This is a genomic window from Actinomadura sp. 9N407, from assembly GCF_044326315.1.
Classification (GTDB): Bacteria; Actinomycetota; Actinomycetes; order Streptosporangiales; family Streptosporangiaceae; genus Spirillospora.
The window spans coordinates 1-14,021 of the sequence record NZ_JBIRAW010000009.1; the positions used below are offsets into that span (position 1 = coordinate 1).

Genomic DNA, 14,021 nt, shown 5'->3' on the forward strand with positions numbered 1-14,021 from the left:
GCGGCGCGCGCTGGCCGAGTACCTCGCACGGACGCGTGGTGTGTCTGCTTCACCAGACCAGATCGTTGTCTGCGCCGGGTTCGCGCACGGCCGGGCGGCCGCCAGCCTGCGCTTCGCGCTCGGTGACCTGCTCGGTGTTCTGCTTGATGCTGGGTTTGCGTAGGCCGAGTGCGACCAGTGCGGTCGCCGCGATGCCCGCCGCCGCGATCAACATCGCGGTGCGCAGCCCGTCGGTCGTCGCGGCGCGCAGCGCTTGGCCGCCGAGTCCATCCAGGCCCGCGTTGGCGACCGCCACCAGCAGCGCCAGGCCGACCGCGCCGCCGACCTGCTGGCTGGTGGAGGCGACGCCCGAGGCGATGCCCTGGTCTTCGGCGGCCACCCCGAGCGCGGCGGCGCCGAACATCAGGGTGTACCCGGCGCCCTGGCCGATCCCGAGCACGACCAGGCCGGGGATCAGCGCGACGTACGAGGCACCGGTCGCCATCGTCGCGGCGACGATCACAGCGCCGAGGCCGCCCACCGCGAGCGCGGTGACCAGCACCGGGCGGATCCCGTGCCGGGTGGCCAGCCTGCCCGCGGTCTGCGAGCCGACCGCGATGGCGGCCATCGGCACCAGGAACGCCAGCCCGGTGGTCAGCGCGTCGTAGCCGTGCACGCCCTGGAAGTACACGGTCAGGAAGTACAGCAGGGTGCCGAAGGTGCCCATGTACAAGAACGTGACGACCGTTCCCACACTCAGGTTGCGGTTGGTGAACAGGCGCAGCGGCAGCAGCGGGTCGGCGCTACGCCGTTCGACCACGACGAACACCGCGAAGAGGACCGCGCCCGCGAGCGCGGTGGCCAGCACGGCGGGCGACAGCCATCCGGACTCCGGTCCCTGCACCAGGGCGAACACCACGGCCGTGATACCGATCGTCGAGGTCAGCGCCCCCGCGACGTCCATCGAGCGGCCGCCGGCACGCGGCGCGTCCGGTGCGATCAACACGAAGGCGAGCAGCGCGGCGGCACCGGCGAGGGGCACGTTGACGAAGAACACCGACTCCCAGCCGAACGCCTGCGTCAGCACGCCCCCGAGCAGCGAGCCGAGGATCATCCCGCTGCCGCCCGCCGTGCCCCACACCGCGAACGCCCGGTTGCGCTCGCGTCCCTCGGCGAACTTCGTGGAGACCAGGGTGAGTGTCGCGGGGAACAGGAACGCGCCACCGACCCCCTGCGCGGCCCGGGCCGCGACCAGCACGGTGGCCGACTCGGCCAGTCCGCCCAGCAGCGAGGAGACCGCGTACAGCACGAGCCCGACGGCGAACATCCGCCGCGGTCCGAGCAGATCACTCGCCCGCCCGCCGAGCAGCAGGAAGCCACCGAACGCGACGGCGTACGCGCTGATCACCCACTGCAGGTGCTGTGCGGAGAAGCCGAGGCCGGAACCGATCTCCGGCAGCGCGACGTACACGATGTTGTAGTCGATCGAGATGATCAACTGCGCGAACGCCAGCAGCGCCAGGATCGCTCCCGGGCGGCGCCGCCGGGGCGCCTGGGGCATGGTCGAGGGCATGAGGAGACTGCTTTCCGGAGAAGGTACGGGGAGTGGCGCCGGGCCGGGCCGCTGGGACACACGGCCCGGCTGCGGGTTCAGCGCTGGGCGAGCGCCTTGGCCCACACGGGGCTGTCGAAATAGTGGTTGTCGTACTGCTGCGAGCTGTCACGGATGTCCTGCACCGTGGCCTCGCCCCGGTAGACGCGCTCCAGCAGCCGGTAGTAGTCGAAGCGGTGCAGGCCGGGGGTGAAGACCACCAGCATCTCGGCCTCACTACCGGGAGCGGGCGCGAACGCGTGCGGCACGGTCGGCGGGACGGTGAGGAAATCGCCCTTGCCCAAGATCACGATCTTCTCGTCCACCAGAATGCGCATCGTGCCGTCCAGGACGAAGAACATCTCGGTGGCCTTGGTGTGGAAATGCGCGGGAGCGCCCGGCGACCCCTTCTGGAAGGTGGCCTTGTTGGCGGTGAGCGCGCCGCCGGTCGCACCCGCGTCGGCCAGCAGCGTGATCAGACTTGTCGCGCCGTCCTGCAGGGACTCGGCGTCCGTGGCGCGGACCAAGACGGGGGCGGTCGGCTGGTTCGTAACAGCGTTCATGGGTTCTCCTGGGTGTCCGGCCCGGCTTCTCACCAGGCCCTTCTTGCTGACACCGACGAATCTACGGCGCACAAAGACCCATTACATGGTTCATTCAATGGCAATAGTCATGGGTCAATTTCGCGTCCTGGGAGGGCGTTGAACGCGGCCGCCACCACAGATATGCGGCGCTCCAAGCCCCGTGTCGCGGGTGGCGGGCTCGCGCTCGCCAGCTCGGCCACTAGGCCCCGAACCGGGTGATGTGGGAGCGCAGGTACGGCGACAGGGCGGCGAGTTGGTCGGCGGTGATGGGCCAGCCCCCGGCCACCACCTGCCGGACCACGTCCACGATGTCCAGGGCGGGGCCATCTGGCTCGCCGATGGCCCTGCGCGGAATGGTGATCAGTTGAGCAGGGCTTTCTGCTGGTTCAGATTCACTGTCAGAGGTGGTCGAGGATGTCGGTCAGGTGGGTGATGGAGGACGTCGCTCCGGTGAGCCTGGTCGCGGGGGTGAGGGCGGTGTAGGCGAGGACGGGCATGCCTGCGGCTCGGGCTGCTTCGACCCCGTTGGGGCTGTCCTCGACGACGAGGCAATCGCGTGGGGCGGTGCCGATGGTGTTCGCGGCATGGAGGAACAGGTCGGGGGCGGGTTTGCCGATGCCGCCGACGTCCTGGGCGCTGAAGATCGCGCCGGGCGGCAGGTGGGGGCGCAGGCCGGTTCGTTCGAGGGTGAGGTCGATCCAGGCGTGGTCTGAGGAGGATGCCAGGCAGTAGGGGATGCCGCGTTGTCGTAGTACGGAGAGCACGAGGGAAGCTCCCGGGATGGCGTCCAGCCCTTGCCGGAAGGCGGCGAAGACCCGTTCGTGGAGCCGGTCGGTGAAGTCCGGGGGCAGGGTGCCGGCGAATCTGTCCGCGACGACCGTGTGGACGGTGCGGGCGGCGTTGCCCAGGAAGTAGCGGTAGGACTCCTTCAAGGTGAAGGGGTAGCCCAGTTCTGTGAGGTATCCCGACAGGACGCGGTGGGCGATGGGTTCGCTGTCGACCAGGACGCCGTCGTTGTCGAAGATGATCAGCTGGGGTTTCATGGGCCGTCCGTTCGGGCGATGGTCGTGACCAGAGCGGTGGTCAGGAGTACGGCGCCGAGCAGGCACGTCGCGGTCCAGCCGCCGTAGGAGTAGGCGATGGGTCCGGCGGCGGCGCCGGCCACTCCGCCGAGGGTGTAGGTGGTCATGTAGACCGAGGCGAGGCGTGCGCGGGCCTCGTCGATGCCGTAGACGGCGCTCATGTTGAGCAGGTGAACCGCGTGGAGGGCGGTGTCCATGGCGACCAGCCCGATGAGGAGCCAGGCCAGGTGCCGGCCGCCGGCCCACAGGGCGGCGAAGGAGCAGGCGCCGAGCATCAAGGCGGTCCGGGTGAGCCGTAGGGCATCACCTCGGTCGGCGGCGCGGCCGATGAGGCGGGCGGCGCATGCGCCGGCGATCCCTGCCAGGGCGAGCAGCCCGATCTGAGCGGGCCCGTACCCGTAGGGAGGTTGAGCCAGGCGCAGGGCGACGGTCGACCAGAAGACACCGAACCCGGCGAAGGAGCAGGCGCCGATGAAGGCGCGGCGTTGGAGCACCCGATGGGTCATGGCGAGCCGGAACGTGGCCCGGAGCTGGGCACCGTAGGGAAGTGCCAGCTCGGGCGGGCCAGGCGCCATGACCCGGGCCAGGATGAGGGCCAGGACCGCGGTGACGATGGCGGCCCCGGCGAACGGGGCCCTCCAGCCGGCGGCTTGGGCGACCAGGCCGCCGATGACACGGGACAGGAGAATGCCGGCCAGGCCGCCGGTGAGCATCGTCCCCACCGCACGTCCCCGTTCGCTAGGTGCCGCCAGGGTGGTGGCGTAGGGGATGAGGATGTTGACCACGGCCGCGGAGGTGAGCCCGATGAGTACTCCCGCGGCCAGCAAGATCCCGGGCGTAGGGGCGGCCGCGGTCACGGCGAGGGCGGCGACATCGGCGCAGAGCAGGACGATGACCAGGGGCCTGCGGGGCAGAAGATCCCCGAGCGGGACGACGAAGACCAGCGCGAGGGCGTAGCCGAGTTGGCCCACGGCGATGAGATGGCCGGCGGCATCCGGGCCGAATGATCGGGAGATCTCGGGGATGAGGGGCTGGCAGTAGTAGAGGTTGGCGATGGTCAGCCCATAGGCCGTCGAGAGAAGTGCAACGGACCCGGAGGAGACGCCGCGCGGAGTGTCGGCTGTGGCCACCTGGACGACCCTAGGAGCAGATTGGGCCGCTGGTATGGTCCATTTCTATGGAAGATCAGTGGCCCAATTCTGGCTTGGACCTCCATCTGGAGTGAACCCCGTCGATGGGCGGCGGGTCGGTCTGGAGCGGGCGTTGCGGGACGCGGTGCGTTCGGGACGGCTGGCGACCGGGACCCGTCTGCCACCCACCCGTAGGCTCGCGGCGGATCTGGGCCTGGCGAGGGGCACGGTGCGTGCGGCCTACGACCAGCTGATCGCCGAGGGCTATCTGACCGCACGGCAGGGTTCAGGCACCGTGGTGGCGCTGCCATCACCAGCCGCGCCGGTGCCCGCAGCCGGGCACGCTCCGATGGAACGGCCACGGCACGACCTGCGGCCGGGGAGCCCGGACGCCTCGGCGTTCCCGCTGGCGGCGTGGCAGGAGTCGTCGCGACGTGCCCTGACCTCGGCTCCGGCCGAGGCGTTCGGATACGGAGACCCCCGGGGCCGCCTCGAACTGCGGGCCGCGCTGACGGGGTATCTGAGACGAGCCCGGGGCGTGGCGGCACACCCCGACTCCATCGTGATCACCAACGGGTATCTGCAGGGCCTGACCCTGCTGGCCACCGTCATCGGCGGGACCTTCGCCATGGAGGACCCCGGCGTACCGATGCACCGCGAAGCGGTCCGCCGGATCGGCCCGCAGGTCATGCCGCTGCCGGTCGACGAACTGGGCGCCCGCGCCGACCTGCTGGGAACTCTCGCCGTGGACGCGGTCGAGGTCACTCCCGCCCACCAGTACCCGACCGGCCGCACACTCGATCCCGCCCGGCGGCGAACCCTGCTGGACTGGGCGCGCTCGTCCGGCGGCCTGGTCATCGAGAACGACTACGACGCGGAGTTCCGCTACGACCGCAAGCCCGTCGGTGCGCTCCAAGCCGCCGGCCCCGACAACGTCGCCTACCTGGGAACGACGTCCAAAACGCTCGGCCCGGCGCTGCGCATCGGCTGGATGGTCCTTCCTCCGAGGCTGCTCGACCCGGTCGCCGACACCAAACTGCACACCGACCACCACACCGAGAACCTCGGCCAGCTGGCCCTCGCCGACCTGATCACACGGCACGGCTACGACCGCCACATCCGAGCCTCCCGGCAGCGCTACCGCCGCCGCCGCGACCAGCTCCGCCACCGCCTCGCCGGCTTTCCCATCACTCTGACCGGCATCGCGGCCGGCCAGCACCTCCTGGCCGTCCTCCCTCCCGACGGCCCCACCGAGGCCGAAGTCCGCGACATCGCCGAGACCCACGACCTCGCCCTCGGCTACCTCTCCGACCGCCGCGACCTCCCCTCCCCCGACCAGGGCCTCATCATCGGCTACGGCCGCCCCCCAGAACACGCCTACACCGCAGCCCTGGACGCCCTCACAGCGGCCTTCACCACCTGCTTCTGAACCCCCTCCGACGAGGACACCTCTTCCGCACCAAACCTGGCTCTAGCGGGGTTCGATGGGAATGGACGCCATCAACCACCGGAACCGGATCGGTACCTGACGTACCTGAGGAGCGAAGTAGTGCGGAGCGGATGCGGTCCTGGGCTCCGGATGCACGGATTCATCGGATCTGGCTCAGCTGCTTTGAGGGTCGGCGCGGATGCCTGCGGTGCTGGTCTCGGCGCGGATGGCGCGTTCCAGCAGGGCGGTGGCGTCCGCGCGGGCGGTGTCGCGCTCGGCGGTGACCGCGGTGAGCTGGGCGCGTAGCTCGGCGGCTTGAGTGATGTGGTCGTGCCGGGCGGTGTCGCGGTCGCGGTGGGCGACGGCGACGGACTGAGCGGCGGCGTCACGTTCGGCTGCGGCCTGCTGCTCGGCTTGTTCGGCGCGGGTGGTGGCGGTACGGGCGGTGTGCTCGGCCGCGGTGAGCGCCGCGCGGGCCTCGGCCAACTCGGTACGGGCGGCGGCCGCTTCCTGGAGGGTGCCGGTGAGCCGGTCGTGGGTGGCGGCCAACTGGCCGGTGCGCTGGTCCAGTTCGGTGCGAGTGCGGGCGTGCGCCTGCTCGGCGGCGGACAGCTCTTGCCGTACCTGGTCCAGGGCGTGTTCGGCGGCGGTCAGGCGTCGTTCGGTGGTGGCCAGCTGGTCGGCGGCGCGTTCGGCCGCGATCTGGGCGGCCAGCTGGGCGTCATTGCGGGCCTGGGCTTCAGCGCGGGCGGTCTGCTGGGCCGCCTCGGCGGCGATCTGGGCGGCGCGGGCGACCTCCTCGGCGGCCACGGCGCGTTCCTCGGCCTGCCGGCTTGCGCGGCGAGCCGTCTCGGCGTCGGCGCGCGCGGTGTCCTCGCCCTGCTCGGCACGCGCCTGGTCGGCCTCGGCCTGCCGGGCGCGGGCTTCGGCCTGGACGGCCTGGTGCTCCAGGTGGCCGTTGCGGTCCACGACGCTGTCGATGATCTGCTGCAGCCGGTCGGCCGCCTGGGTTTCACGGGCGGCGCGGTCGCGAGCCGCGGTGGCCATCCCGGCAAGCACCGTGCGCAGCGCGGCCAGCGGCTCGGCCACCGCGGCGGCCGACGGGCTGCGGTGGGCGGCATGGGCCTCGGCCTGGCAGTCCTTGAGGACGCGCTGATCGGTGTCGCGCTCGGGCGGGCAGTACTCGGGCCGGCGTCCGCGGGCCTTGGGCGGCCGCGGCAGTGCGGTGTCGCAGTGCTTGCACCGGCCCCACGGCGCCGCCGGGTCCGCGTCGGCGGGCGGCCGCCGTCCCGGCGCGCCCGGCTCTGCACCACCACCCTCGGCCGCTGTCTCCCCGGTCTCTTGCCGCTCCGGCATCCCATCCTGGTCGATCACGCGCACAGCGTCTCATCATTTCTTGTTTCGATCAATGAAATCGCTTTCTTTGATTCTCGTTGCGAGAAATACCAGCAGCGCATAATCGCGGTTATGCGCTACGCTGTCTGTAGGTCGCTGACCGCTCCCCCGCCTGGGGTCTCAGGGCGCAGGTCGCCCCAGGAGGGAGCAAAGGTGACGAAACGGCCGACGCGGACGGTGACGAGCACTCCCCCGCGCCGCGTTCCGGATGCCCCGCCCTCGACACCCAGGAGCACGAGCGTGACGCTGCCCGATTCACCACCGGGATCCATCGCCGGCGTGGGCACACCGTCCGGGGCCGCCTACGTCTCTCCGGCCGGAACACCGGCCGCAGGCGACGCGGCACCGGATGAGAACGCCCTTGACCCTGGGCAGCCCTCGCTGGAAGGCACGCTGCTGCGCGGCGCTTCTCCCGCCGCCTGGCGAAGCGGCGGGCCGAACGGCACGCCGGCGGGACCGGCGCCGGTCTCCGGCGGCGGTGCGGTGGCGGCAGCGCGACTCGCCGCACCACCGGCCCGGTTCGGCACGCCCCTGGCCGGCGACGCGTTGGCCAAACTCGACGCCGACCTGGGCCAGGTTCAGATCGACCGGATCGGCCACCGCCGGATCTACCGTCGCCGGATCGAACTGCTGGCCGACGCCTGCACGCCCGAAACGTTCGCGCTGGTGCTGGACTGGCTCAGCAGCACCCGCCGGGCCAGCACCGCCACCAAGCGCACCTACGTCGACGATCTGCGCCGCGTTTGGGCGCCGCTGGCCCGCGAGTTGGGCCATGAGGCCCTCTTCGTCGGCTGCCTGACCAGCGAACACGTGCGGATGTGGCGGCTACGCCAAGAAGGCGCCGGCGTCGCCAAGCGCAGCATCGCCCGCTACGTCGCGTGCCTGTCCTCCTTGCACACCTACGCCGCCGGGCGGCTGGACCCGCCGCCCCGCAACCCCGTCACCCAGGACGACCGCCCCCACATCCCGTCCGGGCACTCCGCCACATCCACTCCGGTGCTGGAGCCCGCACAGGTCCAGGCGGTGGCCGCCTGCGCAACGGGCGAGCTGGACCTGCTGGTGGTGATGCTGCTGTACAGCCTGGCCGGCCGCGTCACCGAGATCTGCGCCGCCAACGTCACCGACCTGTCCGGCGACAATGAGCGCGCCCTGCTCCACCTCACCCGCAAGGGCGACAAACCACGCACCCTGCCCCTCCCCGATCGCTGCGCGCTGCTACTCAGGCGGCACATCGGCGACCGCACCAGCGGGCCACTGCTCCTCGATGCCGCCGGCCGCCGCCTGGACCGGCACGACGTCGACCGGATCAGCACCCGGCTGGGACGAGCCGCCGCCGTACTCCCCGGCCGCGACCTCACCCCCCACGTCTGGCGGGCCTCCCGCATCACCCACATGCTCGACGCCCAAATCCCGATCGCCGACGTGCAGGAATTCGCCGACCACGCCAACCCCGCCACCACCATCGGCTACTGGGAACGCCGCCATCAGGCTCGGCGCGCCGCGTCCCACGTCGACCAGGCCGCCGCCCTCTTCGACGGTGTGAGCGGGCCCTACCATCAGGAGCCCTGACCGGCTGCGGCATCGTCAATGCCGCACTGCCGGCTCTGTCACTGATCTCGTGACGAATACAGGAGTTGACCGGCATCTTTCTCAACAAGGGACTCCCCGGCACCCACCGGGAACGGCCCGGCCCTGGCAGCCGTACGCAGCGGCGACACCCTCGTCAATCGCGGCATCGCCCTGTCGCTGGGCGGCCGCACGCACGCACCGGCAAGTACACCATCGCCGTGATGTCTGGACAGCAGTGACGAACGTGCTGCCTTACGTCTACCGGATAACCAAGTACGATCCCGCCGATCGCGACGATCAGGGCAGCTATATCGGCGTTGAAGAAGCGATCAGCGACCACGGTCCGGTCGAAGACGCCCATCTACAAGCCGTGGCCGCGTTCGCCGAGGCCACCGGCATCCACCAGCTGGCCATACGCGAACCGCACATCGGCGCCGGCTTCGTCCACTTCGGGTTGGAGCCTGCCGTCGATGGCCACGGCCTGGACGAACTCTTCCCACTCGACCTCACCGGATTCCACGACGGAGCGCTTGTGCCGGTCCCGGTCGCTCTGGAGCTGGTCCGGGCCATGCTCCGTGACAATGGAGCATGGTGCCGCCTGGAAATCGAGGGCAGGTTCGCCGTCCACGTCGGTTGGGATCAGTACCTCTATGTGGGCAGCAGTGAGCCTTGCCACGGTGCATTGGCCCGGACTCGCTCGCTCGGCCTGTTCGCAGAACGGCTGGACGCATCCCCCTACGACGCCGACCTCGATGATGAGGATGTTGAGCAGCGGCCGGCAGACGAGGTGTTCTGGGCCCGGCTGCGCTGGTACGTCGCCACGGGACAAGCCGCGATCCTGGAGGAGATCTACGTCGGCAACGCCTCGCGGTGGCACCGCCTCACCGAGGACGGCCTCGATGAGCTGCGTACCCGGCTCACTCCTCGCTCTCAGCTCACCGTATGGCCGGACCTGTCTCGTGACATCGACGCGGTTCTCAGCGACCTGCCCGACGAGGGCCTGATCGAGTTCGTGTGGGAGGACGAGGACGGACAGATCACCAGCACCATCGCCGACGAGACCCGGTTCGCGGAGTTGGCCACGGTGGCCGCCGGCGCGCACGCCGCGACCATACTGTCCATCTACCTGGACGAACGCCATGCCCTTTTCACCGCCGTACTGCCCGACAGCGACGGCGCGCTGCGGGCCAGATGGCGAACGGATCCGACTCCCAGTGACCGCCACTGGTCCATCCTGAAGAGTCTGCGCCGCGGCCAGGTCTGCACCGGCACCGTGAGCGAGATCGCCGACTTCGGGGTCGCGTTCGTCGACATCGGCGGCATCACCGCGATGATCAACATTCCGGAACTGTCCTGGCGCCCCATCGATCATCCCTCCGACGTGGTCGCCGTCGGCGAGGAGATCACCGCCGAGATCCTCGACGTCGACATGGTGCGTGAACGCGTGTCACTCTCCCTCAAGGCGCTCCAGGACGATCCATTGGCAGGGCTCCAGCACCAGATCGGCCATACCGTCACCGGCCCCGTAACCAAGATCATGGACTTCGGTGTGCTCATCCGGATCGAAGACACACCCCGCGGCTTGGAGGGCCTGCTGCCCAACTCCGAACTCGCGGGGGATCGCGCGCGGATCGGTGACCGGCTCACCGTGAAGATCACCAACGTGGATGCCGCCCGGCGCAGAATCGAACTCTCCCTCGCGCGCTGAGCGCTGAGGGAAGATCAGCGCGCACGATCGTACGGACATCCATGCAACCGGACTTCGGAAGCCGATATGGGGCCCGGTAGCAACGACGAAAATTCCAACGGATATAGCTGCGACCTGCGGTGACGTCGAGCGCAACACGGGTCTCGCCGACGGGCGAGGAGTGATGTGGTCCTGTTATGCCGACGTTGGCGCCTGGGCGGAGTCGTCGTCTTGGGCGAGAGCACGGTAGAGGGTGGACCGGCCGATGTTCAGGTGCCGGGCGATCGCGGTGACCGATTCGCCGCGCTGTCGGCGGGCGCGAGCGATGGCGAGGGTGTCGTTGTCGACCTTGGCGGGCCGGCCACCGTACCGGCCTTGGGCGTTGGCGGCGGCGAGGCCGTCCATGGTGCGCTCGTGGATGAGTTCGCGTTCCATCTCGTCTGTGGCTGTGTGTCGAGATCGGTGGTCGCTAGGGCCTTGGCGATGCATTTGCCCAGGTTGATGAAGAAGAAGATCAGGCCGGCGGTGAGTGTGATGTGGCCGATTCCGGCGATGGCGGCTGCTGCTTCGGGGGTGTGGTGGCCGAGGACCGTCTGTGTGCCGCGGACGGTCATGACGGCGACGGTGGTCACGAGGCCGGCGTTGTAGGTCCAGAAGAACGCATTGAAGAGTCTGCCGGCCGTCAGGGTGAACAGCTTCTCCAGCGCCAGGGCGATCAGGAAGAAGAGCATGCCGAGGGCGAGCACGTGGGTGTGGACGAGTCCGAGCTGGGAGTCGCCGGTGAAATCGTTCAGCTTGGTGATCTCACGGTACGTAGAGACCGCTGACCAGCCCGACGATCATGTAGGTGTGGGCAGCGTAGTAGAGCTTCTTCACAAGTGGTCCTCAGAGTTCCGGCCTGGTCACGACCCGGCCAGGCCCGTGACCAGTCAATTCAGGTGACAACCCATCATTGTGCGAGTCATTCCTGTGTGGGTGTGCCTTCACAGTGTTCGCGGCGACATCTGTCACGTGGGTTCGGTGCGGCCCCGCCGCCCCGGTGGGCGGAGGGGCCGTGACCTGCTGGGAACCGATCTATCCGGGCACCGGGTAGTTCGCGCGGAACACGTTGTGCGGGTCACGGGCCCGTTTGATCTCCCGTAGCCGCGCGAGCGCGCTGGCGGAGAAGGACTTCGCCACCGTCTCACCAGGAGACAGCAAGGTGTATGGCTTGCGGCCGCTGATGTAGGCCTCCAGGTCGGCCACGACCTCGGCCTGCTTGGCGCGCGTCGCATCGGCCGCGTGCGGAAGGCCGAGACCCAGCAGGCCGAGCAGGTACGGCTCAGCCACCGCGCCGCTCGCACCGGCCCCGCCGCCCGGCTCGGCGAGCGCCCCGCCCAGGTGCCTGATCTGCACGTTGATGAGCGGTTCGACCGGCTTGGCCAGCAGGAGCTCCACCGCGTCCGCGTCCAGGCCGGTGAGCAGCTCCGCACGAGCGATGGATGGGGCCGGATCGGTGGGCTCGGCGGTGATGTCGCCCAGGTCGGCGACCGGGACGACGCCGCGGCTGTCGGAGATCGCGCCCTCGATCTTGTCGATGCGCACCAGCAGGTCCTCCCCCTGAGCCGGCCCACCCAAGTAGGCCAGATCCAGCGTCACCATCGGCGGCGCGCCGGGTGGCTGGAGCCGGTTGATCCAGACACTGAGTTCACGCGGCGCCTCGGCGGTGATCTCCAGGAACGCGTCGTACACCTCCCTGGTCCGGTGCTCCGGCCAGATCACGCGCCCGCCGTACAGGACTGGCGCGGGATACAGCTCGAGTTCGAGGGCGGTCACCACTGCGAAGTCCCCGCCACCGCCGCGCAGCGCCCAGAACAGCTCGGGATCGGACTCGGCGGTCACCCGGCCCGGCTCGCCATCGGCGTCCACGATGTCGATGGCCCGCACGCTGTCGGAGGCGAAGCCGTACTTGCGGCTGAACCAGCCGACTCCACCGCCCAGGGTGTAGCCGGTCACGCTGACCCCCGGCGCGCTGCCGGACAGGCCGGTCAGACCCAGCGGTCCGGCCGCCGCCAGCATCTGCCCCCACTTCACGCCCGCGCCCACCCGGACCACGCGCTCCTTGGCGCGTACCTCCACCTCGTTCAGCAGGCCGGTACGCAGCAGGATCAGGCCTTCCACGTCACCCGAGGCGCCGTGCCCGCTCGGCTGCGCGGTCACCGTCATACCCGCCCGCCGCGCGTAACGCACGAGCGCCGCCACGTCATCGGCATCCGCGGCCTCCGCCACGGCCGCCACGGGCTGCCTGACGGTCAGATTCCACGCGGTGGCCGCCTGTTCAAAGCCGTCGTCATCGGGCAGGAGCACGCGCCCCTTGAGGACACCGCGCAGATCGTTGATCGTCATTGTCGTCTCCCTTTCGAGTTCTCAGAAAATGCGAAGGAACACCGTGAATCCCTTCGGGGTGTGCGGGCGTCAGGCGGGCTGCGCGGCGGGCGCTGGGGCGGCGGCCTCCTGGGCCTTGCGGGCCTTGCTGGTCTCGCGGAGGATCAGCAGGCCCGTGACCGCGATCAGGGCTGAGGTCAGGCCGTGGATGCCGAACGCGGCGGCGGTGGAGCCGTGGTGGGCCAGGACATTGATCATGTCGCCGAACGGGGCGACGGCCACCATCAGCAGGACCCAGCCCAGGGCGCGGCGGTGGCCCGTCACCAGCAGGACGCCCATGGCCAGGCCCATCGCGATTTCGCGGCTGCCCTTCACGATGTTGAAGCCGCCGTCGCCAGAGGGCCAGTTCGGCAGGCCCGGGAAGGACGACTCGAGGGGCAGGACGAAGGACGTCCCGAGGTAGACGGTGAACAGGACGCTGGCGGTGGCCAGGACGGTGTTGATGTTCTTCAGCGACATGGTTCTTCTCCTTTGACGTTCAGACGGGTCGGGGCGGGGTTCAGCCGCGGACGCGGCGGATGTGGCGGGCGTAGCGGGGGTGGCCGATGACGTGCCAGATGGCGCGGACCGGGGCGGGGAGGCCGCTGAGGACGATGGCGCGCTCGGCCGAATTCGCCTCTTCCAGGACGGCGCCGAAGAGCGTGAGCAGGGTGAGCTTGGGAGTGTTGTTCACCAGGTGGTCGCCCAGGGAGGCCCATTCCTGTTCGGTGATGTGCTTGGCCGCGAGCGGGAGGAGGGTGGCCTCCTCGTCGTCGAGGTGTTCCAGCAGGACCGCGCGGTGCTCGGTGAGGGCGGCCACGAGGGCGTCGCGTTCGTCGGCGCCCGCGGTGGCCTCCCAGGCGGGGACCGCGGCGTCCAGCCTGGTCAGGGTGGCCGCGACCTGTTCGTGCTGGGCCTCCATGCGCAGCACGATGTCGGCCTCCAGGTCCACCCGGGAAAGGAGCGGCGGCCACAGCAGCTCGTCCTCGCCCTCGTGATGGTTCTTCAGGCCCAGCCGGTAGACGCGGAAGTGGTCGGCGATCACCTTGGCGCGAGCGGTGTCACCCGGGGCGACGGCCGCGACGAGCTCCGCCAGCAGCCGTGACTCACGGCGGAGCACGCGGTGGATGATCTCCATATCCTGGGTGTTGACGCTCATCTGTTCCTGCCCC

Annotated in this window: 13 protein-coding genes; 3 read left to right on the forward strand and 10 right to left on the reverse strand. The window is 70.1% G+C overall.

Features of this window, described 5'->3' with window-relative positions; all coding sequences use genetic code 11:
* Positions 1–49: 49 nt before the first annotated feature.
* The 4 genes from ACH34Q_RS15955 to ACH34Q_RS15970 form a co-directional block, all read right to left on the reverse strand.
* Positions 50–1,552, reverse strand: coding sequence for an MFS transporter (locus ACH34Q_RS15955; RefSeq protein ID WP_395983717.1), 1,503 nt, complete (start codon positions 1,550–1,552; stop codon positions 50–52).
* 77 nt (positions 1,553–1,629) lie between these two features.
* Positions 1,630–2,133: a cupin domain-containing protein gene (locus ACH34Q_RS15960; protein ID WP_395983718.1), complete on the reverse strand. Its 504-nt coding sequence runs from the start codon at positions 2,131–2,133 to the stop codon at positions 1,630–1,632.
* A gap of 419 nt (positions 2,134–2,552) precedes the next feature.
* The gene (locus ACH34Q_RS15965; protein ID WP_395983719.1) at positions 2,553–3,197 is read right to left on the reverse strand and encodes an HAD family hydrolase; all 645 of its coding nucleotides are present in this window, start codon (positions 3,195–3,197) and stop codon (positions 2,553–2,555) included.
* A complete protein-coding gene (locus ACH34Q_RS15970) occupies positions 3,194–4,366 on the reverse strand; it encodes an MFS transporter (RefSeq protein ID WP_395983720.1) in 1,173 nt (390 codons plus the stop codon). Before ACH34Q_RS15970 ends, ACH34Q_RS15965 begins: the two co-directional genes overlap by 4 nt.
* A gap of 91 nt (positions 4,367–4,457) precedes the next feature.
* Between ACH34Q_RS15970 and ACH34Q_RS15975 the strand changes: the two genes are divergently transcribed.
* Entirely contained in the window at positions 4,458–5,795 is a 1,338-nt protein-coding gene (locus ACH34Q_RS15975; RefSeq protein ID WP_395983721.1) for a PLP-dependent aminotransferase family protein, read from the forward strand.
* Positions 5,796–5,969: 174 nt separating this feature from the next.
* Here the strand turns inward: ACH34Q_RS15975 and ACH34Q_RS15980 are convergent, their stop codons facing one another.
* A complete protein-coding gene (locus ACH34Q_RS15980) occupies positions 5,970–7,169 on the reverse strand; it encodes a hypothetical protein (protein ID WP_395983722.1) in 1,200 nt (399 codons plus the stop codon).
* Between the two features lie 261 nt (positions 7,170–7,430).
* Between ACH34Q_RS15980 and ACH34Q_RS15985 the strand changes: the two genes are divergently transcribed.
* The gene (locus tag ACH34Q_RS15985; protein WP_395983723.1) at positions 7,431–8,759 is read left to right on the forward strand and encodes a tyrosine-type recombinase/integrase; all 1,329 of its coding nucleotides are present in this window, start codon (positions 7,431–7,433) and stop codon (positions 8,757–8,759) included.
* A 235-nt stretch (positions 8,760–8,994) separates the two neighbouring features.
* Positions 8,995–10,467, forward strand: a complete 1,473-nt coding sequence (locus ACH34Q_RS15990) for a S1 RNA-binding domain-containing protein (RefSeq protein WP_395983724.1) — start codon at positions 8,995–8,997, stop codon at positions 10,465–10,467.
* A 174-nt stretch (positions 10,468–10,641) separates the two neighbouring features.
* On the opposite strand, the gene ACH34Q_RS15995 is transcribed toward ACH34Q_RS15990, so the two are convergent.
* The 5 genes from ACH34Q_RS15995 to ACH34Q_RS16015 form a co-directional block, all read right to left on the reverse strand.
* A complete protein-coding gene (locus ACH34Q_RS15995) occupies positions 10,642–10,773 on the reverse strand; it encodes a helix-turn-helix domain-containing protein (protein ID WP_395983996.1) in 132 nt (43 codons plus the stop codon).
* Complete coding sequence (locus tag ACH34Q_RS16000; RefSeq protein ID WP_395983997.1) at positions 10,716–11,249, reverse strand: DUF2871 family protein; 534 nt, start codon at positions 11,247–11,249, stop codon at positions 10,716–10,718. Before ACH34Q_RS16000 ends, ACH34Q_RS15995 begins: the two co-directional genes overlap by 58 nt.
* 271 nt (positions 11,250–11,520) lie before the next feature.
* Positions 11,521–12,831: an FAD-binding oxidoreductase gene (locus tag ACH34Q_RS16005; RefSeq protein ID WP_395983725.1), complete on the reverse strand. Its 1,311-nt coding sequence runs from the start codon at positions 12,829–12,831 to the stop codon at positions 11,521–11,523.
* Positions 12,832–12,900: 69 nt separating this feature from the next.
* A complete protein-coding gene (locus tag ACH34Q_RS16010; RefSeq protein ID WP_395983726.1) occupies positions 12,901–13,329 on the reverse strand; it encodes a DUF4267 domain-containing protein in 429 nt (142 codons plus the stop codon).
* A gap of 40 nt (positions 13,330–13,369) precedes the next feature.
* Positions 13,370–14,008, reverse strand: a complete 639-nt coding sequence (locus ACH34Q_RS16015) for a hemerythrin domain-containing protein (RefSeq protein WP_395983727.1) — start codon at positions 14,006–14,008, stop codon at positions 13,370–13,372.
* Positions 14,009–14,021 lie beyond the last annotated feature (13 nt).